We start from the raw sequence: 22,725 nt of genomic DNA, 5'->3' as shown, positions 1-22,725 counted from the left end.
CTCCAGTTAAAACAGCCAAGGAACAGGATGGCCTGCGCCTTGGCTGTCTATGGTTACCTATTCCCCTGCTCCAGCCATTCCCGCTTCAGGATAGCGAATTGCTGGGTATTCTCATACTTCGGCGTTCCGTCTTCGTTCGTGGTGAAGGAGATGAATTCGAGGAAGCAGCCTTCCCGGCGCATGCCCAGCTTCTCGACCAGCTTCTGCGATCTGGAGTTGTCGTCCTCGACATAGGCGTAGATGCGTCTGGCTTCCTGCTCCAGGAAAAGGTAGCGCAGCAGCGTACGGGCGCTTTCGCTGGCATAGCCGGCGCCTTCGTAGGCCGGGTTGAAGTGCCAGCCTACGCTGTAGGTATCCGGCTCCTCTTTCATACAGAACAGATCGCCAATGATGGCACCGGTCTCCTTCAGAGTGACGGCCAGATGGGAGTCGTCCTGACTCCGTTCGCTGGCGGAAGCGATGGCTTCTTCTAACGTAGAGAGACGTTCGCTCAGGAAACAGTTCACCCGGGGGTTCGCCAAGTACTCCAGCATCCCTGATGCATCTGCCTCCCGGAAGTTTCTAATGATTAATCGGTCGGTACTGATCTCTTGCATGATGGTTCCTCCTTAAGGTTGGGGTTGCGCGGTATCTACCGGCAAGCGGATGTGGACGGAATACCTGCTGCCAGTGCTTGTGAACGTAATTTCGCCCTTATGTTGGCTGATGATTTTATGGCAGGTCTTGAGGCCGATCCCGGTGCTATGGACCTCATGGTCCTCCGTTTTTATAACATTCGTGATATCCATCAACAGCCAGCGGTCTTCAATCCTATACGCAATAGTGACGGGCGCAGATGTATCGGCATACTTCGTGATGTTGGAGAAAAGATTATCGAATACCCGCCTGAAGGAGATCAGGTGAAGATCCACGCGGAAAGGGACAGGGGATGGCTCCCATGCTACCTGGAAGCCGTGATTCTCCAGCAGCATCGACTGCTCATCGATTAACTGATCCATCAGCTGAATCCCATCGTAAGACTCGAACTCCAGGTCATTCTCCTCTGTGTTATACACGGTGAAGTACTCGAATAGCTTGTCGGACAGATGCTTAATCTGATAGGCTTTTTCCCTGCTGTTATGAATGTACTTCGCTAATGCTTCCTGATCCTGATATTTCTTGTATTCGATGATGTCCAGGTAGCCGACCAATGCGGTCAGCGGTGTCCGCAGATCGTGGGACATAGCGGTGACCAGCTCGCTGTTGGCTACTCTGGCCCGCTCCTCGCTCTCCAGACGCTCGATGAATGACTTCCTCATCTCATTGATGCTCTGGGCCAGCGACGACAGCTCATCCTTCCCCTTGAGAGTAATCGGATAGTCCAGATTCCCGCCCTCCAGAATTTTAATCTCCTTCTCCAGCACGCCAATATAAGAGGTCTTCTTGTTGATGAAGAACAGAACCAGGACGATGAAGAATATGAACGACAGAATCACACCGAGAATCGTAATGAGGTTGTAGTACTTGTATTCAAAAAAATATTCCATATAGACCTGAGCAGTCGTATCCGCAAAGGTAACCGTGGAATACTGGGATTTGCTGAAAATGTTAGGGTCCGGCAGAAATCTCGTATTCTCGGTCTTGATGGTGTACCCGTCCGTAGAGTAGAGAAATTGGTTGTCCTTATAGAGATAGAGGTTCACGTACTTGGCGTCTCGGACCCATTCCGCGATCTTCGCGTCATCCTTAAGCGAAAGATGTTGCCCGGAGATATATGCTTGAAGTGCCGGAAGGGCTTGCTCTTCTTGCTTGTGAATGAACGAGCTTCTGGTCCGGTAATGCTCCAGCAGATCTTCGCCTGTGGACTGCAGCAGCAGGAATAACCCTGCAGAAGCGACGAACGAACCGATCAGGCACAGGATTAATTTCAGTTTCAGCCTGCTCAACCGTAGCTTATGATTCAATCCGGTACCCCTTTCCCCAGACGGTTCGGATGAACTTGGGATTCTGCGGGTCCTTCTCCAGCTTCATCCGCAGATTGCGGATATGAACCATCACCGTATTGTTACAGCTGTAGAAGTAAGGCTCGCCCCACACACTCTCATACAGATTCTGCGCCGAGAAAATCTTATTGCGGTTGCCGGCCATCAGCGCCAGCAGCTTGTACTCAATTTCGGTCAGGGTCAGCTCCTTCTCATTCATCCTTACCTCGTTAACAGCAGGATTAATGCTTAGTCCGTTGAAGGTAATCACATCTGAGGGGGCGGAGGTATCCTCCTTGCCTTTGTATACATAATACCGCCTAAGTAAGGCCTTCACCCGGGACACCAATTCGGTGTAGGAAAAGGGCTTGGACAGGTAATCGTCACTTCCGGCCGAGAAGGCGAGAGTTTTGTCAGAGTCTTGAGTCTTAGCTGTCAGGAACAAGATAGGCGCACTGGTCATCTCACGAATCTCCACGCAGGCCTTAATTCCCGACTTCCGGGGCATCATCATGTCCAGAATGATCAGGTCGATGGTATCGTCAACTTTGTTCACGGCATCTTCACCGTCAACAGCCTCAATGACAAGGTACTGCTCACTCTCCAGCAGCACTCGGACAATCTCCCGGATCTCGTGGTTGTCATCCGCTATAAGTATGGTCTTCGCAGGATTCATCATTCTTCCATCCCTCTCCTTTCCCGGGTGCTCGTCGTGCTTACATTATAGATTGTCCATTGCGTTTAAACCACCGGATGACAGGCGACTTAAGAATTCTTAAGGAATTCCATGCCCGGATCTTAAGAATATTTACCTAAGCTGGTACTATCATAAGCCAGTGAAGAGAGGGATTCGAAATGGATTGGTTATTACAAAATAAACGGGTCAGCAAAGTTCTCCTCGCTTGCGTAGGCCTTGTGATCATGATCGTATTCATCAAATACCTGCCGGAGCTTCTGCGCCTGACGATGTCGCTGGATGCCTTCCGGGACTATATCCTTTCTACAGGAAAGCTAGGGCCGGTTATGCTGGTTCTCTTCCAGATTCTCCAGACGGTGATCGCTCCCATACCGGGAGAGGTCGTTCAAATTGCCGGGGGATACATCTATGGGACGATGCTGGGGGCGGTTTACGTGACTGGTGGGATGATGCTGGGGGCGATGATTGCCTTCTACTTCACCAGATTCCTGGGCGGGTCTTTCATTGAAAGCTTGCTTCAGAGGGATAAGTTCAAGTGGATGCGGGGGATGATGGATAATAAGAAATTCTCAATCTTCCTGTTCATTGTTTTCGTTATTCCCGGATTCCCCAAGGATATGTTCATCTATGCTGCGGGATTGACGACGATGAAGCCCCTAAGATTCTTTATGATCCTGCTCATTGCCAGATTCCCGTGGCTGCTGGCCTCCGTGAGCGTTGGGGCAAATATCTACGATAAGAATTATGGACCCACCATCGTCATATCCGCTATCTCAGTCCTAGCTTTTATCTTGGGATTAATCTATAAGGACAAGCTGATTGACAAGTTATCTTCCTTCAAAGGCGGCAAAAGCGAGTCGTAGCCTCAACATCTAGGAATGATGTCTGTAACTTGGACATAGAGTGGAACTACAGGAGGCGTTGCATATGGTTATCCAACTTAGTGTTGCTTTGGCTGCGGTTGCTTTTGTCTGTCTGGTTGCATTTGTCATCCTTACGCTGCGCAAGGGAATGACCACGCTCGGGGAGACCAACAAGACGCTGGGCGAGGTGAGAAATGCCATCCATGGATTGACGGGAGAGGCGACTCAGCTCATTCACACGGCGAATCAGGTCACCCGGGATGTGAAGGGGAAGATCAAGACCATCGATCCGATCTTTGAATCGGCGCACAATGTGGGCGAAGTTATTCAGACGGTGACCGAGACCTTTAAGAAGAACGCTACCGACATCGGCCAGAACCTGAGCCAAGAGCCTGAGAAGCCAGCGGTCAAAAGCAAAAGCGGCCAGATCCGCGTTAATACGAAGTTTCAGTGATTTCAGCATCACCCATAGTAGCGACAATTCAAGGCACCCTGGGCGGGTGTCTTTTTGCATGCAGGTATCATTTCGCTGCAAAATAATCATTTTCTCATAATAGTGCATAATTGCAGGCGATATGAGCAAATGATTGTTTCGACACTAATTCGGCTTCTGCTATGCTCGGGATATCCGCGAGGCTCAAGATTCATAGGTCCTTCAAGGATACAGATCAGCAGGTAAAGAGGGGGTGAAAAGAGAAGAAATGTAAAAAATTGCAAGCGGTTACATGTAATTCTGCAACAAATAAATCCGGGGAGGCAAATGAATGAAAAGGTTAGTTGCGAAGGTAACCAGTATGGCTTTGTTGTTTTCTCTTATACTCACTCTGATATACGGCGGATGGGGAACCGGGGCGGTGTACGCTGCGGGGGTTACGCTGACAGGCAGCGGTGGCGGGAATGAAGCGGTGTATGCGGAGTGGTCACCTGTCAGTAACGCATCCGGCTATAAGGTATTCGTCAAAGCGGCAAGCGCCGCAGATTCCCAGTATCAGCAGCTTCCGAATGAGCTGATCCGCAAATATGCTTCCTACTGGAGAGCGGACGCCGTAGGGCTTGCAGCCGGAAGCTATGTCATGAAGATTGAAGCGGTATTGTCAGGCGGGGGAACGGCTAATACAGTTACGGGTACGCTGAATGTAACACCGTATGACCGGTCTGGTTTTGCTTTCTCCTCCAGCTCTCCGTTTGGTACAGGCTCAGGTGCCTATAACAACAACGGAACACTTAAGAGCGGCGCACAGGTGCTGTATATCACCTCCCAGAACGCTCAGACCGTAACGCTTCCCGTAGTGGTCAGCAGCTCGGGTACAGTTCAGACAGGGACAGGGCTTGGCAGCATTCTCGCTCTCCGGCAAAAAGGCTATGACACCACACCGCTCGCCATCAGGCTCATCGGAAAAGTGACCGCCGCCGACCTCAGTGGACAGTTGAACAGCAGCGGGTATCTTGAACTCAAAGGCAAAAATAATTATACAGAAATGAACATTACCCTTGAAGGAATAGGAAAAGATGCGACTGCCTATGGCTGGGGGCTGCTGCTCAGATACGCAGGGAATGTGGAGGTTCGGAATCTGGGTGTGATGTTATTCCCGGATGACGGCATTTCCATGGATACAGGCAACGCGAATGTGTGGGTGCATAATAATGATATTTTCTACGGATCAGCGGGAAGTGATGCGGACCAGGCCAAAGGCGACGGTTCCACAGATCTCAAGAAAGGCTCCACATATATCACTATTTCGTACAACCACTACTTCGATTCCGGCAAAGCAGCTCTGGTCGGACTTAGCGAATCGGCAGAGTTCTTCGTCACCTTCCACCACAACTGGTTCGATCATTCCGACTCGCGTCATCCGCGGATCAGAGTGGCCTCGGTCCATGTGTATAATAACTTCTATGACGGTGTATCAAAATATGGTGTGGGCGTGACGACCGGCGCTTCAGCCTTCGTGGAAAGTAATGTGTTCCGTAATGCCAAGTACCCGATGTTGAACTCTCTTCAGGGGACGGATGCTCTGGGCGAAGGCACATTCTCCGGGGAGACTGGAGGGATGATTAAGGCCTTCAATAACAGTATTACGGGGGCGTCCAGTCTCATTTATGCCAACTCCAATACCGGAACAGCTCCGGCAAATGCAGGCTCTCACGATGCTTACCTGGCCTCATCGAGAAGCGAAGCCGTTCCCGGCTCGTACAAAGCACTTGTCGGCGGAACAGCATATAACAACTTCGATACGCTGGTCGATACAGGTGTCAGCGCAGCAGCTGTAGATAGCATTGGCGCAGTAGAGCAGAAAGTTACAGCGGGAGCAGGACGCCAGGGAGGCGGTGACTTTAGCTGGAGCTTCAATAATGCCGTGGACGACACCTCCTATGCCCTCAACGCGCCGTTAATGTCAGCCATACGGAGCTACACCTCAGGCCTGGTGTCTGTAGGCGGCGAGGCGAATCCGGGAGGTCCAACGCCGACACCATCGGCAACGCCTGGGCCAACGGCAACTCCGGTGCCGACAGCGACTCCGGTGCCGACAGCGACTCCGGTACCAACAGTAACGCCTGGGCCAACGGCAACTCCGGTGCCGACAGCGACTCCAGTGCCAACGGCAACACCTGCCCCGGGAGCGGCGGTGCACAATTTTACAACATCCGGCACATCAAGCAGCTTCTTCACCATTCAAGGCAACCTTTCCACCAGCAAAGGAACGGTAGTCTATAACGGCCTGACCTTAACCCAATGTCTGAAAATCGAGAGCGCCACCAGCATCCAATTCAACGCAGCCAAGGCCTCCACGCTAACGCTGGTGTTTGGCTCCGAGGGAACCAAGATTAAGGTGGATGGGACAAGCTGCCCGATCACGAACGGTGTGGCCAACGTCTCCCTTGCGGCAGGCGCCCATACGATTACGAAGGATAGTACGGCTAATTTGTATTATTTGGTGGTGGAATAATATAACTCCTAACCCCATTATCGCTTGGCGAAGTCTTCTCTGGAAGTGATGGATTGTGTCATGATTCATGAACTGTGCCATATTCACCACATGAATCATGACCATTCTTTCTGGCGGCGTATTGGTAGTATAGTGTTGGATCAGGAATAAGATACTTGAACACCGTATTGTGTGAAAAAGTGAGTGACTGCATCCATGTCCATGCGGTGATCGAACAAGTGCTCAGGATAATAGATGCCTGGAGCCATCGGCTCATCCATAGACATCATCAGCAGTAAATTTTCGGCCTGCACCGCAGCGCCAAGCGCAGTCATATGGGTCTGACCGAGTGGATCGGAGACAGTCATTCTGCGTTCCACTACGTTACGCTTCGCATCCATGCCTTTCAATAGAATCACCAGGTGATGAGCGCTCCCGGTTCCCGGATTGTACAATAATTTCCGTCTGAAAGGCTTGAATCGATCCCCACTAATCAACTTCCATATTCCTGTTTTGACCAGTCCTGCGAGTGCATAAGTGGAAACCTTATGATCGAAGGAGATGCGAAAGCTGGCGGAATTTATATGACTGGTACGGGGCAAGGTGACATGATCAGGAGTATCCAGTCTGTAACAGTGCGTCGTGTATCCATTTGGAAACTGTATTTTAACCGGGTCAGTCATGGGATAGACCAGCCGGCTCGTATTGGATTGAGTGATATGAAAAGGAATGCTCATCCGGTCCATGAAGGCCGCTGAATCCGGGCCGGCCTTATCCCGCAGGGAGTACAAGGCATGGATGTTAACCTCAACGTTCTGAAGCGATTTCGAGAGCATCATGGCAAACAGGGAGGCCGTTCCCGCCATCCATCCGGAAGAGAGAATTACGGGGGCATGAAGCTCTTCCTGATCTATTGTGCGGATCGCTTGCTGAAACACTTCTGTCCAGCGTGTGACATCAATGAGTGGAATTTTTCTTCGCACTGCTGCTACCAGTAGTCGATCATCCAGATCGTTCACTGCATTAATGATTAAAGTTATATTTTCTCCTGCGTGAATCAGCGGATCGATTGCCTGGGTATCAACAACAACCGTGTGCACCCGGTCCGATGGGAAAGGGGCTGCTTTGCCAGCAGAACGACCACCCAGCACTAACTCCAGATCAGGGTGCCTGTCATGTAGAATGCGGGCAATCTGTACCCCTACAGCACCATAGCCTCCAGCGATGAGAATCTTTTGTCTATTCATTTGTTAGCCTCCGTTTATATGTTTATGTACTTATATGTTTAAACAATTAAACGTAGTAGTGTGAAGAAAAGGAATGCAGTTCACCAGCGCGGCGTGCGCTAGCTCTGACATTCCACTTCTACGAGATGAACGAGCTGTTTGAGTAATTCGATAGCATCGTTGAACTCCAGTTTGTAATACATCTCAGTCCCTTTTTTCTGAACCGACAGCAGCCCGGATTGGCGCAATATTTTCAGGTGATGAGAGACTGTAGGGCGTGACATGGGAACATGCTCTGCAATCTGTGATACGTTCATGCTATCTCGGTCAATGAGCAGCGATATGATTCGCTGGCGGACGGGATCTCCCAGACCTTGAAGATAAGGGCTTAGATTCTCGAAAATATCAATGACTTGTTGATTACCTATCGATTCGCTCATGGCTCACTCCGTTATAATGTTTAATTGTTTAAACGTATTATAGTCTTACATGCCGCCAAAATCAAATATAATATTCATGCCATATGTAGAGTTGAGGAAGCTCGGCCTGATGCTATTCCCGGACGACGGGATTTCCATGGATACAGGTAACGTGAATGTGTGGGTGTATAATAACGATATTTTCTATGATGCCTGTACCAACGGCAACGTCTGCCCCTGGAGCAGCGGTTCACCATTCAAGGCAATCTCTCCACCAGCTAAGGAACGGGCCGTCTTTTTTCTCTCGCCTTTGGGCCTATAGGAGAGGTGTCAATGTGCATCTCACTAGTGAGTATTACTATGATCATTATTTGCTACAATAAAGATATATAGGCAAACTCCATGTGAGGGGAGCGTTGAAGATGCTGAAGAATTTTTCGTTCCAGAGCTTCAAAAGCTTTGATTCATCTATTCTAGAAATTGAGAAATTAACATCGGTTATTGGCACTAATGCAGGCGGTAAAACCAATGCGATTGAAGGGATGAAGATACTCTCTGAAATCTCTTCAGGAAGAGACCTATCTATTATTCTGGATGGCTCTAAGAATATAGACAGTGAGATCAGAGGCGGGAGTGTAGGCTGTCCCAGAATTGGTACAGATACATTTACTCTAGGGTGTCTGGTGGATATTGATGCGGATTATGACTTGGAGTATTCCATAACCATCAAAGTGAGCAATCGTGTTTTTGTGCTTGCTGAGCATTTGTTGAAGCTATCCTCTAGCGGCGACAGACCGGTGACCGTGTTTAAGACCAAAGATACTCCTGACGACTATAGCGATATTAACGCTGAATATAATAATGGGCGCAAGGGAAGAAATCCCGAAGTGACCTGTATTCGTTCTGTCTCTGTTCTATCACAGCTATCGTCCAAGATGCCTACGACTACAGAGTATAATAAGAAGAACGTGTCTTACATAAATCTGGTTCTGGAGCGTCTGGGGAAGATACTCTTCTTAGATCCTTTGCCGGTTCGGATGAGAGATTATTCAAGGATGAGCGACCATGAGCTAAGACCTACGGCCGATAATATTTCTTCTGTTATATATGAATTGTGCAAGAATGAAGAGGTTAAGAAAGAGTTGCTGGACGCAGTAAAGGATCTGCCGGAGATGAAATTTTGGATATTGGGTTCATAGAGACTTCCATTGGTGATGTGATGTTCTGCCTGAAGGAGAAGTATGGTGAACGCTCGGAATTCGTGGAGGCCAAGCGTCTCTCGGATGGTACACTCAGATATGTGGCCATTCTCGCTGCACTTATTACAGAAGACCCTGATACTATGATTGTGATTGAAGAGGTGGATAACGGAATCCACCCCAGCCGAATGAAGAGCCTGATCCAAACGATATCCAGACTAACCAAAGAGAGAAAGATAGATGTCATCATTACAACACATAATCCGACCTTACTGAATGCTCTATCCAAAGAAGAATTGTTCGGGGTTGTTTTGTGTTACAGAGATCCTGACAACGGATCAAGTAAATTCTATTCCTTGCCGGATATGGAATCCTTACCGGTTCTTTTGTCAAAAGGTAATCTGGGCGATCTGACGGTCCAGGACGAATTAGTGAAGGCGTTGAAGAAGCCTGCTGAAGATCATACAGATCTAAGCTGGTTGGAGGTGTAGACATATGCATGTTCATATTATCGACACCTCTATTCTATGTAACATTCTGGATCTGCCAGGAATTGATTTCATTACAAAAGGAGAAGCAACAGGTTCTGATTCTGCTAATGGAAGTTGGTGTGGGTGATCTATCCATCATCCAAGTCTACAAGAAGTACAAGAATGTCCCTGCTATCGGCTCTATAAGAATATGGAGTCTGGATCATCATCTACAAGCTTACTATGAAGAGATGCCTTCTATACGGAGACGAAGAGACAGGTAACTAAATCAATCCTTTTCTTTACTGTCAACCAAGTCGATAATCTCACGTATATCCTGAATATTTAGAGCTTCTGCTATTCTAACGATATGACTGAAGCTAATGTTTTCTCTCTTTCCATTGGATAGTTCGCTTAAAGCGGCATGGCGGACCCTGGAGATTCTAGATAACTCTCTTATGGAGATTTCATGCTTAGCAGTCAATTCAGGTATTTTCACTACAATATTCTTCCCCACTGCAAGTTCACTCCTGAGCAAAAAAAATTTTCAGAATGATACGCATATACGTACCGAATTTCCTCTGTAATTATGCTACGCTGATTTATATCCTAAATTCATAGTGTAGCTTATGAAGGAGGCCCAATGCCCAAGACTCTCGAATCGCTATATCATGGTAGTCTATTCCCTAGTGAAGATATAATCTCCAAGGACCCTAATTATCGCCCGCTTAACGGTCAGATTACCGAATCTCTCGAAGCTTGGAAGCAGAAGCTGTCAGTGAGTGAGTTCGAGGAACTGGAGTCTTTACTGGAGCTATATTCACAAGTGCAGGGAATGGATATAACGGCTGCATTTGTGTCAGGGTTCAAGGACGGGGCCATGATGATAATTGAAGTGCTAATTAAGTAAGAGACCTGGATGGTGAATGATGAAAAAAACCATTTTATTGATATCGGGAATTCTTATCTTTTTATTTTCGCTCTGGATAATTTTGAGTTCGGTTTTACGTGCGTACTATACCGATAATATGCCGGACAATTATGAAATAACATTTGGCTATAAAACTAATGATTCGAATTTTGATTTCGTGGATTCAGCAGAAACCTTCACACAAAGGGCAGAGCTAAAAGCCAAGATTGCTTTTCCGGAGCTTTCGACAGAGAGCAGTAAAGGATTGTTCTATGTTACAAGCAATAAAGAAGGAAAAGTAATGAAAACCTTTAAAATAACGATTAACAAAGGCGTGTCAGGACAACTATTCAACTTAGACGCCGAAGGTTGGCCTGCTGGAACCTATGAGTGTACTTTTGAAATGAATGGTGAAATTGTAGCTACAAACAGCTTTTCTCTAAAATAATTCTGGCTATTCCTCCCCATACCTTCCCACCGCCATCTCCGCCGACTTCAGCATGCGCTGCTTCAGCTGCTCGCCCTCAGTGATCTTCACGCGCAGGCCCAGGAAGCGGATGCGGGAGAGCAGGAACTCGCTGTCGTCCCTCATGTAGTGGACGGTGATGTGATAGATCCCCGTAGCTTCATCGAAGGCCACTGACTTATCGAAGCAGGAGAAGGTGGCCAAGATCCGCGACAGCTCGGCATTGTAGACCGGAATGACCTGAATGCAGGCGGATTCTCTCAGACCGTCTAGGAGCCGGGCGATCCGTGCCTTGAGGCCTTCTATCCGGTGAGCGGGGATGGGAGCAGGTTCGGCAGACACGATGTTCCGCAGCTTGGTGGACATGAGTGAGCGCTGCCGGGTGCTGTACCACTGCAGATACCACTCCCGCTTATACATATTGTACTCCAGCTTGTGGGGGAAGCCGGACGGATCGGTCCGTTCCCCGCCATGCTTGATCGCATACGTGATCCGAATCCCCTGATTCGCCATGATAATGCGGCGCAGGGGGCGGAGCAGCGGATGATAGACCTGGCGTTCCTTGCTGCGGGCCTTCTCGATGATAATCTCTCCTACTTCAATAGAAGCTTCGGCTTCCAGCAGGGAATTCAGTTTACGTAAGGTCTCCATTGAAAAAGCTTCAGCCGCCGCCGGATGCCCCAGCATCGTCTTCAGCCAGGAACGCTCCTGCGAGGTCAGCGCCAGGGAGCCTGCTTCCTCCAGGCGGGAGATGATCTGGAAGTTGAATATTTTCTCAAAGGGATTCATAGTAGCTCTTGATCTCCTTCCATTCCTCCATGAACTGCTTGCGCAGCCAGCGGGGCTCCAGAATCTCGCAGCTTGAACCGAAGCTCCGCAGCCACGGCTTGATCTCAAAGATCTCATTCACCGTAATCTCGTACAGGAAGGTCGTACCCGATTCCTCCGTAATGGTTCCCCACTGCCCCTGCGCCTCGACCCGCTCCCGGATGAAGTTGGCGCCGGACCGGCTTGGGTTATAGAATCGGACGGCCACCTTAACTGTACGATTGGTATCCGTCACCCAGCTATACTCCAGCTGAGTCTCCAATTGCTGAAGCCGCTGCGCGAACTCCTCTTCTTCTACAGGCTCGCCCTCTTCAACCTGGGTCAGGCCGTCCATCCGCAGCTTCTTGATCCCCGTCCGGCTGTGATAGCCGATCAGATACCAGCGCCCATACTGATGATCGTAGACGACACGCAGCGGAAGCAGACTGTCCGTAATCCCTGCCGATTCCCGCTCGAAGAGGGGGTTGGTGTTCTGGGAGGTGTAGTTCATGCCTTTTTTGGGCGACAGATAGAGGAATTTGATTCTCCGGCGCTGCTGAACCGCCCCGAAAATCGTATATAGATGCGCCTCATCCAGAATCCGGGAATGGTAATGGTATTTGTACCGGTGGGTCTCCGTGGCTTCGGGAAGAATGTCCCTTATCCGCAGCGCCTTCTTCAAGGTGTCACGCAGCAGGTAGCCCTGGACGGACGGAATCTGCGTATTGGCAATGACATCTACATAATCGAACAGGTCCAGCAGCTCCTCATCCGTAAGCTGGTCCAGCAGCTCGTTGGCGGCTTTGTACCGGTAGGGGCGCTTGTCATTTACCTTTACAATCACGCCTACCTCCTCCAGGTATTTCAGGTCTCCCCGGATGGTCTTCTCGTCCGGCAGCGGCGAATCGGCAGGCATCTGGTCACAGCAGCCGTCATGCAGCTCCTTGGCCGTTAGCTCCTCGCTCTGAAGTGCGGTTAACAACAGCGTCAACCGGATACTCTCCGTCTCTTTCAGTGATTTCGCCCGGAAAAGGAACAGGAGCAGCGGATCGGCAGATTCATAGTAATTATAGCGGAGCCATTCGGACAGCTCGGTGCCTTGTTCTGCGGTCAGATCCTGCTGCAGGACGGTCACCATCTCTTTGAGATTGCGCAGCGTTTTGTCATAGGTATGGACGGAAATGCCGAGCCGCTCGGCGAATTGCTGCCTGCTGTAGGCTCCCCCGGCTAGTGACAGCATACGGAGAAACTGTATTTCTTTATCGAAGCTTTCCTTGGCCATATGTATACCTCCAGCCTGTAACGCATTCATGAGTTGTAATAGTTAATACCTCTATTAAGCACCAGAGTTGCTTGAAATGGAAGATTTTTGTCTGCCGCCATACTTCCACCCTGTTCCTTCTTGGCAAAATGAGGGAAGATAAGGCCAGCGAAACCGACTTGGAATGGAGGGATGACATGAACCCTATCAATACGCTCATCCACAAGCAATTGAAGCAGATTGAACAAGAGGAGCAAGTGACGATCCTCTATGCCTGTGAATCAGGCAGCCGGGCGTGGGGATTCCCCTCGCAGGACAGTGATTACGATGTGCGGTTCATCTATGTGCATCGGCCGGAGTGGTACTTATCGATCTGGGATGCACGGGATGTCATAGAGCGTCCTATTAACAATATGCTGGATATTAGCGGCTGGGATCTGCGCAAAGCGCTGAAGCTGTTCCATAAATCCAACCCGCCGCTGCTGGAGTGGCTGCAGTCCCCGATCCAGTATGCTGAGAAGTTCAGTGTGACGGAGCAGCTTAGGGGGATCTCACCGTATACCTTTTCGCCGAAATCCTGTATGTACCATTACTTGAACATGGCCAAAGGCAACTACCGGGATTACCTGCAAGGGGAGCAGGTCAAGATCAAAAAGTATTTCTACGTGCTGCGCCCGGTGCTGGCCTGTGAGTGGATTCACCGCTACGGGGAGATGCCGCCGATGGCATTCGAGGTGCTGGTGGAACGGCTGATTCCAAGGGACAGTGAGCTGTGGAAGGTCGTGCAGCATTTGCTGGCCCGGAAGAAGTCGGGTGAGGAGCTGGACCTGGAACCGCGGCTGAGTGCGATTAACGAGTATCTGGAGGAGCAGCTGCAAGAGCTGGAGAAGACAGCGGCGGCATACCTCAGTGTTAAGACAGACAATCGGGACCGGGGGCTTGATGCTCTGTTCCGGGAGGTTTTGCAGGAAGTGTGGGGGTTGAATTTGTAGAGGAGGAAGACAATCATGGCTATTGTACAACTGAGATCAACGAACCCGCAGCTAAGCTTCATCATCCGCAAGAATCCGCAGAGCGGCATGCAGCTTCGCCCGGTCCGTCAGGGTATCGCATACGGCTGGTATTCGGATGAGGCTACTTATAATGTGTACTTCAAGGACGCTGACAATGAGGTATCCTATAAAAAGAACGATGGCGAGAGCTTCGAGTACCTCAATGTCTCCCGCTATAACACCCCGTTATTCCCGCTGAATGCGGTGAATGAGTTCTTCTCTACCCCGTTCAAGGCGCGGGATGAGCGGGATACGGAGGGGTTTGAGCACTCTTTTACCATCCAGATGATTCATGTCGAACGTCTGCATTACATCCGGTTCTTCGAGCAGCATCAGAAGGATTATGCGTTCACCCTGGAGCACCAGGCGCATAAGAGCTATTCCCTGACCATCACTACGCGCAAAAGCCTCTACCACCTCCTGCATGTGGTCAGTGTGCTGTCCTTGTTCTTATCGATCTTCGGTGACGAGTACATCGATATCTCGGACCGGATTCTGGACAAATATATCCGCAGTCTGAACGTGATGGACGCTCCTTTCTATATCCGCAGCCTGTTCGCCCGGAATCTCCTGAAGACCCGGGAGCAGTTCAAACGGTACAAGACGGCTGTCGAGCAAACAGATCTGTACCCGATCGGTCTGGAATATGGCAGTACGGCGATACAGCGGCGGACGTTCATCTCGGGTGTGCTTCCGTTTGATAAGCCCATTCTGGATATCGGCTGCGGCGAAGGCTTCTACGCCATTCCGTATGCCGGGAAGATTGAGGGCGCTTATTATGCGGTGGACATCAACGAGGAGCTGCTGGAGGTTGTGAACCGCAAAGCAAAGGCCAAGGAGCTGGATAACATCGTCACCTTCCGCTCGCTGGAGCATTTCCTGGAGCTGTACAACGGAGAGCAGGTGGATGTCATTCTGACCGAGGTGGTGGAGCATATGAGTGAACTGGAAGCGGCTGCGCTGATCCGGCAGATCATCCGCCATGTGGATTTCGGACAGCTGATTGTGACTACGCCGAATGCGGATTTCAATCCTTACTATGAGCTGGAAGGCTTCCGCCATGAGGATCACAAGTGGGAAAAAGGCCAGGCGGCGTTCCAGGAGTGGCTGACGCTCACACTGCAAGGGCTGGGCGTGGAAGCCGAATTCTCGCTCGTAGGTGACCGGGTGGGCGACATTCGTACCACGCAGAGCGCCATTGTGCGCAGACAGGAGGGTTAGGCCATGGACATTCAGACGAAGGTACACACGATATTCATGCTGGTGGGCGCGACGGAGTGCGGGAAGTCTACTTTTGCCAAAGAAGTGCTGATCCCACAGCTTAAGGCTGCGGACAGCACCACAGGTCTGCGCACGAATGTGCAGTATCTCTCTTCAGACCTGATCCGTCAGGAGATCTTGGGCTATGACTACGATAAATATGATCAGGTCATGCTGGAGGCCAGCTCGCATACGTTCGCGCTGTTGTTCGAGCGGTTGAAGCGGGTGACCTCCTGGCCGATTAATGCGGAGTTTGTCATTATGGATACGATAGGTCTCGCTGAGGATTACCGCAGCAAGGTGCGGGCGATTGCCCAGGAGAACCAGTATAATCTGGAGGTCATTCTGTTCGATTACCGTAAGCGGGAGGATTATTATGCCTCGGAGCGCTCGAAGAAGCTGATCTCAAATCACCTGAACCGGCTGCGCCGGGAAGTGCTGCCTGTGCTGTCCCGCGAGGGCTACCATGGTATTCATAAGGTGCGGGCCAAGGATTTTCTGCTGGAAGGTGTTGAAGGTACTGAAGGTTCTGAAGGTTCTGGGGAAAAGCTGCCAAACCCGGATTACCGGGTGCATATTCAGGATTGGGAGGCCTATGCCGCTGCGGTGCTTCCGCGAGATCAGGAATACATTGTGGTCGGCGACGTACACGAATGTGTTCAAGAGCTGCAGGGGCTGCTGCGCAGCTACGGCTACCGGATTGAAGAAGGGAAGCTATGCGCCACGGATAAGCTGAAGAATACACAGATCATCCTAGCGGGCGACTGGATCGATAAAGGCAAGCAGACCCGGGAGATTATCGAGTTTTTGTATGACAATCAGGAGCATTTCCTGTTCGTAATGGGCAACCATGAGAATTTCGTCTACAAGTACCTGCGCGGGGAGATTAAGGGGACTGAGCCGGAGCTGCTGAGAACCTATTTTGACTCCACTCAGGTGTTACAGGAAGATGAAGAGTTGTTCCGTCAATTCTCCGTGCTGGTGGAGCGAGCGAAGCCCTTTTACCGCTATATCGGGAATCGGGGGCCTTCCTTCTATGTGACGCATGCGCCTTGCCGCAATAAGTACATCGGGAAGCTGGATACGAATTCGCTGCGCCATCAGCGCAACTTCCGGCTAGACCGTGAGTCTGCGTACGAGCAGCAGCTGGGCTTCCTGAAGGAGGAGGCGGAGGGCAATCATCCGTTCCATCTGTTCGGACATATTGCCGCGAAGCAGACGTTCCGTATCAAGAACAAATTACATCTGGATACAGGGGCGGTGCATGGGAACGGGCTAACTTCTGTCCTTATAACCTTCAAGCCGTTCTACAAAAGCCATAAATCCCGCCAGCAGCTCTTGCCGGAAGAGTTGCCGGTTCTCTTCCGCGAAGTGAGCATGGTCTCTGTGGAGGAGCTGGATGCGGAGTCCATGCGCAGACTGCGCTATTCCTCGCAGAATAAGGTCAACTTCATCTCCGGGACGATGTCGCCTGCGGATAAGGATGAAGTAGCAGGCGAGCTGGAGTCACTGCGCAAGGGTCTGGATTATTTTGCCGGACGCGGGGTGTCTGAGGTGGTCCTTCAGCCTAAGTATATGGGATCGCGCTGCACGGTGTATCTATTCCGGGACGTAGAGCATTGTTATGCGGTTAGCCGCAATGGCTATAAGGTCAAGGCTGCAGATCTGACGCCGGTCTATGAAGGACTGCTGGGGCGGTTCGGAACGTATATGGCGGAGCAAGGCATCCGTGTGCTGCTGCTGGACGGGGAGCTTCTGCCCTGGAAGGCGCTGGGGGAAGGGCTGATTGAACGCCAGTTCCAGCCGATTGGGCGGGCGCTGGAGAATGAGCTTGCGTTCCTGAGAGAGCACGGGTTCGAGGATTCGCTCGGTGAGCTGATTCAGGCGTATGAAGCCAGCGGATTCGAGCAGGATCAGCATCATCTGACCAAAGAAGCGCTTAATACCAGCTATGGTGCTCATGTATACCAGACAAATAAGCATGTCCGCAGCATCCGGGATGCCTATGTGGGGCTTGACCAGAGGGACGAGGCGTACCGGGTGTATAAGCGGCAGCTGGAGCTGTACGCCGGGGAGGCGGAGCTGGATTATAAGCCGTTTGCTATTCTGAAGGAAGTGCTGGAGAGCGGGGAGGAACGGATGCCTGAGGGAGTAACCTCGGAGCAGTACCGCTTCCTGAATGACGATGAGATCCTGGTGCTGGACCTGCAGGAGCCGGAGACTTACAGCCGGGCTGAGGAATATTTCGCCGCCATAACCGTTGAGCAGAAGATGGAGGGGATCGTGATCAAGCCGGAGCAGGAGCAGCCGGGAGTGGTCCCTTACCTGAAGGTCCGTAATCCGGGTTACCTGTCGATCATCTACGGCTACGACTACAGATTTCCGCACAAGTATGCCAAGCTGATGAAGCAGAAGAATATCGCACCTAAGCTGCGCACTTCCCTGGCTGAGCACCGGCTGGGTAAGCACATGCTGGAGATTAAGCTGGAGGAGATCTCGGCGGACAACAGCACCTACAAACAGATTGCCGCGAACCTGTTGTTCGAGGTGACGAAGGAGAAGGAGATCGATCCGAGGCTCTAAAAGAAACGTCATGCAGGCTGCCGGGAAGTTCCCGTAGCCTGCCTTATTTTGTTATAGAGGAGATGATGGTTTACGCCTGCGGAGGACATGTGGCTGATTGCACCGTGCATGCCAGATGTAATCGGAAAACCGATTACAATGGGCTAGGCGGAGGCGAGCGGGCTGAATGTTTTGTTCCAAGCCAGTTGTTGCCCCTTATCGCTTACGTCTGAAGATATACACTGCATGATCCTTCGAGGGCGGCAGGATATATTGCGATAACCGCTCATCCAGCTCCATTCTGAATGGTTCATCCGGGTATACGTATCGAAGTTACCTGTAATCGCAGGGTCGGTCTCTGCTGCCAATCACGATATTCATATCTACAGATGCGGAGTTGAATACATGCTTCACATAATTGTTCCTGGGGATAGGACAGGAGCAGAGATCAGCCGGTGGAGATGCTGTATCTGTGGCGTCTGGCGGGCATCGCCGCCATTGCTGCCGTGTTATTCGGGATTATGTACAATGTACTGTGGAATCAATTTACGCTGAAGCCGCTGTGGAATATTCTTATTGGATCGATTCTCAGTATTGCAGGCGGGATGGGTATGGTGTGGTTGTTCTCCATTGAGATGTTCGCTTCCATCCGCGCCTGGTGGCCTGGAATGCTGCTGTTATCCGTGATTCTGCATACGGTTGCGTTCTACTTCTATGCCAGAGCGAACAGCAAGAAATCGGCGGAAGAGCTGAATAAGATCTTGAAGTAGTCGGAGAGCTACGCGAAGCCGGGATTGCAGACTTGAAGTATACGTTAAAAAGAAGGAGAGCACCCCGTGGGACTGCTCCCCTTCTTCATATTGATCTATGCCGTTCCATGGACCGGCGTGAAGTTAACCCATCACAACCAGCACATCGTTCTCTGCTGCCATACGGGATACAGGAATCAGATTGCCCTGGATTTCTTCGCCGTTGATGACGATGCGAGAGACGCCTTTCTGAACGCTGTTCTTGTTCTCCACCTGGATGTTCAGCTTCTTCCCGCGGAATTCGCGTACCATGGAGAAGTCGGTCCAGTCCGAAGGGACACACGGGTCCAGACGGAGGCCGTCCTTCTGCGGCTGAACGCCCATTATGCCCTCTGCCAGAGAGACCATGACAGTGGAGGCGGTGCCGGTCAGCCAGTGGACATGGGCCCGCCCCTGATACGGGCTGTCCTTGGATTCCACGAATTGGCCGTGGACGTAAGGTTCCAGCTTACGGACCTCCGCATTGTCGTTCATGGTGGCCGGGCTGCAGTTCAGGAAATACTCGAACGCGCGATCACCGTTACCAATCACCGTCTCCGCCAGGATGAGCCAGCCCTGCGGCTGGCTGAAGATGCCGCCGTTCTCCTTCGTTGAGGCATTGAACAGCGCCATCAGTGCCACCGGCAAGCCGTATTTGCGGAATGGCGGGTAGAATAGCATCGTGCCGTAATCAGTCCGCAGATTGTCATAGACCTTGTCCATGGCGAGCTTGGCCTGTTCAGGGCGGGCTGCGCCGCTAAGCACCGACCAGCTCTGCGGATTGAGCCAGATTCGGCCCTCGTCGTTCTCCCACGAGCCGATGGTATAGTTATCTTCGGTGAAGCCGCGGACGAACTGATCGTTCTCCCAGGCATACTTCTGAATATTACCGTCCAGCTCCTCCAGCAGCCCTTGTGCCCACGCCGTATCCTCCGGTTTGTTCTTGTTCTCCGCGATGCCCATGAATACCTTGAAGCCCATGTACAGCTGGAAGGCCACGAACAGGGATTCACCCTTGGCGCCAAGCCGCAGACAATCGTTCCAGTCGGCATGAAGTCCAACCGGCATCCCGTGCGCGCCCATCCGGTCGAGGCTGAATTGAAGCGCCTGCCGCAGATGCTCATACACCGTTGCTTCGCCTTGATCTGAATAAGGAATGAGCTCATCGGTGAAGTCCCAGTTTCCGCTCTCATTCAGGTACTTGATAACCGTGGGGAACAGCCACAGGGCATCGTCGGCCCGGTAGTGGGGATGTCCAGTCTCCCGCACATACTCAGGGTCGTCTGGTGTTCCCTCATGGCCCGGGTTATGGTCGAATTTCACCAGCGGCAGTCCGCCGCCATTGGATACCTGGGCAGAGATCATCAGCCGCAGGCGTTCGAGAGCCATCTCATGGTCCAGATGGATAATGCCCTGGATGTCCTGAACCGTATCCCGGTAGCCAAGCCCGTTGCGCAGGCCGGAGTACTGGAAGGAGGCGGCACGCGACCAGATGAAGGTGATGAAGCACTGATATGCGTTCCATGTGTTGATCATATGGTTCAGATTGCTGCTTGGAGTCTGCACCTGGAAGCGGTTAAGCTTGCTGTGCCAGAAGGTCTTCAGTTCTTCAAGCTCCCGGTCTACCACGGACAAATCCTGGTAGTGGCTAAGAATGCCGGAGGCTCCTTCTTCATCATATTGTCCCAGCAGGAAGGCAATTTCCTTCTCTTCTCCCGGCTGCAGCTCTACATTCATCTGCAGGGCACCGCAGGCATTGGCATTATAGTTCAGTGAGTTCGAGCATTGTCCGTTCTCCACGGAGAGCGGATTCCCGTAGCTGCGGTAATCTCCAAGGAATGTATCGCGGTCCCCGTCATAACCGGCCACCTCTGCTCCGGCCGCGCCGAAGAATCTCCAGGTCTGTTCTCCCGCGATATTTTCATTGATGACTTGAAGAATTTTATCGTGCTTGAAGTAGGTCCGGGAAATAAACAGCGTGTATTGCAGGTTCACGGTATCTTGCTCATAGTTGTTGTCATTGGTGAATTCGGCGAAGCCGAAGAGAGCCAGCTTACGCGGAGTGGTGCCATCATTGCGGATCTTCATGCGCCATACCTCATAGGTCTTGTTCAGCGGTACGTAGTATAAGGACTCGGTATGAATGTTGTCATAATCTGAGACGATGTTCGTGTATCCGGTTCCATGATGGCAGACGGATTTGTATTGCTCCAGATTCTTGCCTACCGGCTGCCAGGAGCCGGACCAATAATCGCCGTTTTCCAGGTCTTTGATATAAATGTAGCGCCCAGGCTCGTCCTTGGAGTTGAAATGATAGCGGATATGCCGTCCGTTGGCCCCGGATTTCACGAAGCTGTAGCCCCCGGCGTTGCCTGAGATAATCGCACCGTATTCCGGCGAGCCGAGATAGTTGGCCCAGGGAGCAGGTGTATTCGGTTTTGTAATCAGATACTCTTTGTTCTTGTCGTCAAAATGACCGTATTGCATAACCATTCCTCCTCATGATAGATAACAGGCAGGGTTATGAACGCGCGTTCACAAATGACCGAAGAATCCCGCCCACTTCCATTATAAGACAATAGTGGTCTGACAATATAGCCTATATTTGAGAAAAAAACAAACAGTAGAGTCTTTTTATAGCAGTTTCCTATATTTGAATGGGGGTATGGCGTTGATAAGATCAAGTATATGTGAGTGCGGCTAGATGGCTGGAAGTATAAGGAGGAGTGCAAGATGAGTATAAAGCAATGGTCTGAAGATACGATATCCTACGATTTAAACGGTGAGTGGTCTATCCGAAGAGCAGAGCCCAAGGAGTGGGGAATATATTGCTCCGTCTATTATAACATGGAGTATAACGGTTTTTTTAGAGAGGAAAGCTATGCGAATCCGCGCAGGAATGCCTTTTGGATATACAAGGGGGAGAGCAAAATCGGCGGAGTCCGGATGTCACCGAATGTGATCTACCATCTCTTTGTAATCCCGCCCTTTAACGATTCATTTGGAGTATTGAAGCAGCTTAAAGCGTTGTTGATTCATTGGTCTGACCGGAAGGAGCCCATACGCACCTATGAGATTCTACCGGATCAGGTTCATCTGTATGCCCGGGCAGGCTTCTGGCCGGATGAATTCAGATGCCGCTGGATGCAGCGGCCTACAGAATATTTTCACATCAAATGGGAGGATGATCTGAGGATTGAGAGTCCAGAAGTGGAAGGGACTGAGGACGGAGGCAAAAGGTTCATTCTTGCAGAAGAGATTGCCCGTTGTGATTTTGAGAGCTTTAGAGGCGGACTGGATGCAACCCGGAGGAAGCAATTTGCTTTAAAAGATTTTATACCCGGTGAAGATCCTAATTACTCCAATGAAATATTAACGCAGGCTTCCACGCTGGTATTCGATAACGCGACAGATCAGCTCATTGCCAATTGCCGGCTGTGTCTCCAGGATGATGTGGCCGCAGTCTATAGCATTGGCGTTAATCCCGCTTATCGTGGGAGAAGATTGGCTACACGGATGCTGCAAAGAGCCCTTACCACTCTGAAGGGGACGTATCCGCTGCTGAGATTGTATGTAATGGAAGGAAATGATGCGGAATCTATGTACTACAATCTCGGGTTTAAGCCCGGGGTGCAGGAGATTCAGAAGATGTATATCCCGGTGGATTAACGCAAATAAGCGATCCGCAAGATCAGCGAAGGCACCCTTAGGGGTGTCTTTTTTTTGCTATAAAAATGACTGGAAGCACAAAGAGGAGGTGTCTTTCGCAATTATGCAATGATTTTTGTCACAATAAAGGAGATTTGTAGAGTTAATGTAGAGGTCTGTCGGATAGTATTAGAAACTAAGAGATTATG

Annotated in this window: 23 protein-coding genes and 1 pseudogene; 15 read left to right on the top strand and 9 right to left on the bottom strand. The window is 50.8% G+C overall.

Going from position 1 to position 22,725, the window contains the following annotated elements:
* Nucleotides 1-53: 53 nt before the first annotated feature.
* The 3 genes from C162_RS03650 to C162_RS03640 are packed head-to-tail and all read right to left on the bottom strand — an operon-like array spanning nucleotide 54 to nucleotide 2,640.
* Nucleotides 54-596, bottom strand: a complete 543-nt coding sequence (locus C162_RS03650; protein ID WP_036691341.1) for a GNAT family N-acetyltransferase — start codon at nucleotides 594-596, stop codon at nucleotides 54-56.
* Nucleotides 597-608: 12 nt separating this feature from the next.
* On the bottom strand, nucleotides 609-1,943 hold the full coding sequence (locus C162_RS03645; RefSeq protein WP_036691339.1) for a HAMP domain-containing sensor histidine kinase: 1,335 nt from the start codon (nucleotides 1,941-1,943) through the stop codon (nucleotides 609-611).
* Nucleotides 1,933-2,640, bottom strand: coding sequence for a response regulator transcription factor (locus C162_RS03640; protein ID WP_036691338.1), 708 nt, complete (start codon nucleotides 2,638-2,640; stop codon nucleotides 1,933-1,935). Before C162_RS03640 ends, C162_RS03645 begins: the two co-directional genes overlap by 11 nt.
* Before the next feature lie 176 nt (nucleotides 2,641-2,816).
* On the opposite strand from C162_RS03640, the gene C162_RS03635 reads away from it, so the two are divergent.
* The 4 genes and pseudogenes from C162_RS03635 to C162_RS35200 form a co-directional block, all read left to right on the top strand.
* Complete coding sequence (locus C162_RS03635) at nucleotides 2,817-3,521, top strand: TVP38/TMEM64 family protein (protein WP_036691336.1); 705 nt, start codon at nucleotides 2,817-2,819, stop codon at nucleotides 3,519-3,521.
* A 64-nt stretch (nucleotides 3,522-3,585) separates the two neighbouring features.
* Nucleotides 3,586-3,975: a DUF948 domain-containing protein gene (locus C162_RS03630; RefSeq protein WP_051493202.1), complete on the top strand. Its 390-nt coding sequence runs from the start codon at nucleotides 3,586-3,588 to the stop codon at nucleotides 3,973-3,975.
* A 310-nt stretch (nucleotides 3,976-4,285) separates the two neighbouring features.
* On the top strand, nucleotides 4,286-6,469 hold the full coding sequence (locus C162_RS03625) for a pectate lyase family protein (RefSeq protein ID WP_036691335.1): 2,184 nt from the start codon (nucleotides 4,286-4,288) through the stop codon (nucleotides 6,467-6,469).
* A 15-nt stretch (nucleotides 6,470-6,484) separates the two neighbouring features.
* A pseudogene (locus C162_RS35200) lies at nucleotides 6,485-6,619 on the top strand (M48 metallopeptidase family protein); the annotation flags it as partial.
* Here the strand turns inward: C162_RS35200 and C162_RS03620 are convergent.
* Nucleotides 6,610-7,695 (bottom strand): saccharopine dehydrogenase, encoded by a 1,086-nt coding sequence (locus C162_RS03620; protein ID WP_036691333.1) that lies wholly within the window; start codon nucleotides 7,693-7,695, stop codon nucleotides 6,610-6,612. The pseudogene C162_RS35200 and the gene C162_RS03620 sit on opposite strands and share 10 nt — an antisense overlap.
* A 98-nt stretch (nucleotides 7,696-7,793) precedes the next feature.
* The gene (locus C162_RS03615) at nucleotides 7,794-8,114 is read right to left on the bottom strand and encodes an ArsR/SmtB family transcription factor (RefSeq protein ID WP_036691332.1); all 321 of its coding nucleotides are present in this window, start codon (nucleotides 8,112-8,114) and stop codon (nucleotides 7,794-7,796) included.
* A 109-nt stretch (nucleotides 8,115-8,223) separates the two neighbouring features.
* On the opposite strand from C162_RS03615, the gene C162_RS03610 reads away from it, so the two are divergent.
* From C162_RS03610 to C162_RS03595, 4 genes are all read left to right on the top strand, one after another.
* Nucleotides 8,224-8,415, top strand: coding sequence for a hypothetical protein (locus tag C162_RS03610; RefSeq protein WP_036691330.1), 192 nt, complete (start codon nucleotides 8,224-8,226; stop codon nucleotides 8,413-8,415).
* 100 nt (nucleotides 8,416-8,515) lie between these two features.
* Nucleotides 8,516-9,292, top strand: coding sequence for an AAA family ATPase (locus C162_RS03605; RefSeq protein ID WP_036691329.1), 777 nt, complete (start codon nucleotides 8,516-8,518; stop codon nucleotides 9,290-9,292).
* Entirely contained in the window at nucleotides 9,274-9,783 is a 510-nt protein-coding gene (locus C162_RS03600) for an AAA family ATPase (protein ID WP_036691327.1), read from the top strand. The genes C162_RS03605 and C162_RS03600 overlap by 19 nt, the downstream gene beginning before the upstream one ends.
* A gap of 8 nt (nucleotides 9,784-9,791) precedes the next feature.
* A complete protein-coding gene (locus C162_RS03595) occupies nucleotides 9,792-10,046 on the top strand; it encodes a hypothetical protein (protein ID WP_036691326.1) in 255 nt (84 codons plus the stop codon).
* Nucleotides 10,047-10,051: 5 nt separating this feature from the next.
* Here the strand turns inward: C162_RS03595 and C162_RS03590 are convergent, their stop codons facing one another.
* Nucleotides 10,052-10,279 carry a helix-turn-helix domain-containing protein gene (locus tag C162_RS03590; protein ID WP_036691324.1) on the bottom strand — a complete coding sequence of 76 codons (228 nt, stop codon included), beginning with the start codon at nucleotides 10,277-10,279 and terminating at the stop codon, nucleotides 10,052-10,054.
* Between the two features lie 126 nt (nucleotides 10,280-10,405).
* Between C162_RS03590 and C162_RS03585 the strand changes: the two genes are divergently transcribed.
* Nucleotides 10,406-10,672 (top strand): DUF6809 family protein, encoded by a 267-nt coding sequence (locus tag C162_RS03585; RefSeq protein WP_036691322.1) that lies wholly within the window; start codon nucleotides 10,406-10,408, stop codon nucleotides 10,670-10,672.
* A gap of 16 nt (nucleotides 10,673-10,688) precedes the next feature.
* Nucleotides 10,689-11,120: a hypothetical protein gene (locus tag C162_RS03580; RefSeq protein WP_036691320.1), complete on the top strand. Its 432-nt coding sequence runs from the start codon at nucleotides 10,689-10,691 to the stop codon at nucleotides 11,118-11,120.
* 6 nt (nucleotides 11,121-11,126) lie between these two features.
* Here the strand turns inward: C162_RS03580 and C162_RS03575 are convergent, their stop codons facing one another.
* Together C162_RS03575 and C162_RS03570 are read right to left on the bottom strand one after the other, a co-directional pair.
* Nucleotides 11,127-11,927 carry a WYL domain-containing protein gene (locus C162_RS03575; RefSeq protein WP_036691318.1) on the bottom strand — a complete coding sequence of 267 codons (801 nt, stop codon included), beginning with the start codon at nucleotides 11,925-11,927 and terminating at the stop codon, nucleotides 11,127-11,129.
* A complete protein-coding gene (locus tag C162_RS03570) occupies nucleotides 11,914-13,227 on the bottom strand; it encodes a helix-turn-helix transcriptional regulator (protein WP_036691316.1) in 1,314 nt (437 codons plus the stop codon). Before C162_RS03570 ends, C162_RS03575 begins: the two co-directional genes overlap by 14 nt.
* Before the next feature lie 176 nt (nucleotides 13,228-13,403).
* Between C162_RS03570 and C162_RS03565 the strand changes: the two genes are divergently transcribed.
* From C162_RS03565 to C162_RS03550, 4 genes are all read left to right on the top strand, one after another.
* The gene (locus C162_RS03565) at nucleotides 13,404-14,198 is read left to right on the top strand and encodes a nucleotidyltransferase domain-containing protein (RefSeq protein ID WP_036691315.1); all 795 of its coding nucleotides are present in this window, start codon (nucleotides 13,404-13,406) and stop codon (nucleotides 14,196-14,198) included.
* A gap of 15 nt (nucleotides 14,199-14,213) precedes the next feature.
* A complete protein-coding gene (locus tag C162_RS03560) occupies nucleotides 14,214-15,479 on the top strand; it encodes a class I SAM-dependent methyltransferase (protein WP_036691313.1) in 1,266 nt (421 codons plus the stop codon).
* A 3-nt stretch (nucleotides 15,480-15,482) separates the two neighbouring features.
* Entirely contained in the window at nucleotides 15,483-18,101 is a 2,619-nt protein-coding gene (locus C162_RS03555; RefSeq protein ID WP_036691312.1) for a metallophosphoesterase, read from the top strand.
* A 434-nt stretch (nucleotides 18,102-18,535) separates the two neighbouring features.
* A complete protein-coding gene (locus C162_RS03550; RefSeq protein ID WP_051493201.1) occupies nucleotides 18,536-18,850 on the top strand; it encodes a hypothetical protein in 315 nt (104 codons plus the stop codon).
* Nucleotides 18,851-18,973: 123 nt separating this feature from the next.
* On the opposite strand, the gene C162_RS03545 is transcribed toward C162_RS03550, so the two are convergent.
* On the bottom strand, nucleotides 18,974-21,355 hold the full coding sequence (locus C162_RS03545) for a GH36-type glycosyl hydrolase domain-containing protein (RefSeq protein ID WP_036691310.1): 2,382 nt from the start codon (nucleotides 21,353-21,355) through the stop codon (nucleotides 18,974-18,976).
* Between the two features lie 246 nt (nucleotides 21,356-21,601).
* Here C162_RS03545 and C162_RS03540 point away from each other — a divergent pair, with 246 nt between their 5' ends.
* On the top strand, nucleotides 21,602-22,537 hold the full coding sequence (locus C162_RS03540) for a GNAT family N-acetyltransferase (protein WP_036691309.1): 936 nt from the start codon (nucleotides 21,602-21,604) through the stop codon (nucleotides 22,535-22,537).
* Nucleotides 22,538-22,725: the final 188 nt, after the last annotated feature.

Source organism: Paenibacillus sp. FSL R7-269 (assembly GCF_000517865.1).
In the GTDB taxonomy this organism is placed as follows: Bacteria; Bacillota; Bacilli; order Paenibacillales; family Paenibacillaceae; genus Paenibacillus_AQ.
The sequence above is the reverse complement of the archived record's forward strand: the minus strand, read 5'-3'. Positions and strand labels throughout refer to the sequence as shown.

Coding starts and splice junctions, on each gene's coding strand:
- C162_RS03585 (WP_036691322.1), top strand. CDS start 10,406: ATGCCCAAGACTCTCGAATCGCTATATCATGGTAGTCTATTCCCTAGT.
- C162_RS03540 (WP_036691309.1), top strand. CDS start 21,602: ATGAGTATAAAGCAATGGTCTGAAGATACGATATCCTACGATTTAAAC.
- C162_RS03570 (WP_036691316.1), bottom strand. CDS start 13,227: ATGGCCAAGGAAAGCTTCGATAAAGAAATACAGTTTCTCCGTATGCTG.
- C162_RS03640 (WP_036691338.1), bottom strand. CDS start 2,640: ATGATGAATCCTGCGAAGACCATACTTATAGCGGATGACAACCACGAG.
- C162_RS03555 (WP_036691312.1), top strand. CDS start 15,483: ATGGACATTCAGACGAAGGTACACACGATATTCATGCTGGTGGGCGCG.
- C162_RS03560 (WP_036691313.1), top strand. CDS start 14,214: ATGGCTATTGTACAACTGAGATCAACGAACCCGCAGCTAAGCTTCATC.
- C162_RS03615 (WP_036691332.1), bottom strand. CDS start 8,114: ATGAGCGAATCGATAGGTAATCAACAAGTCATTGATATTTTCGAGAAT.
- C162_RS03580 (WP_036691320.1), top strand. CDS start 10,689: ATGATGAAAAAAACCATTTTATTGATATCGGGAATTCTTATCTTTTTA.
- C162_RS03620 (WP_036691333.1), bottom strand. CDS start 7,695: ATGAATAGACAAAAGATTCTCATCGCTGGAGGCTATGGTGCTGTAGGG.
- C162_RS03565 (WP_036691315.1), top strand. CDS start 13,404: ATGAACCCTATCAATACGCTCATCCACAAGCAATTGAAGCAGATTGAA.
- C162_RS03605 (WP_036691329.1), top strand. CDS start 8,516: ATGCTGAAGAATTTTTCGTTCCAGAGCTTCAAAAGCTTTGATTCATCT.
- C162_RS03630 (WP_051493202.1), top strand. CDS start 3,586: ATGGTTATCCAACTTAGTGTTGCTTTGGCTGCGGTTGCTTTTGTCTGT.
- C162_RS03625 (WP_036691335.1), top strand. CDS start 4,286: ATGAAAAGGTTAGTTGCGAAGGTAACCAGTATGGCTTTGTTGTTTTCT.
- C162_RS03575 (WP_036691318.1), bottom strand. CDS start 11,927: ATGAATCCCTTTGAGAAAATATTCAACTTCCAGATCATCTCCCGCCTG.
- C162_RS03545 (WP_036691310.1), bottom strand. CDS start 21,355: ATGCAATACGGTCATTTTGACGACAAGAACAAAGAGTATCTGATTACA.
- C162_RS03595 (WP_036691326.1), top strand. CDS start 9,792: ATGTTCATATTATCGACACCTCTATTCTATGTAACATTCTGGATCTGC.
- C162_RS03635 (WP_036691336.1), top strand. CDS start 2,817: ATGGATTGGTTATTACAAAATAAACGGGTCAGCAAAGTTCTCCTCGCT.
- C162_RS03650 (WP_036691341.1), bottom strand. CDS start 596: ATGCAAGAGATCAGTACCGACCGATTAATCATTAGAAACTTCCGGGAG.
- C162_RS03610 (WP_036691330.1), top strand. CDS start 8,224: ATGCTATTCCCGGACGACGGGATTTCCATGGATACAGGTAACGTGAAT.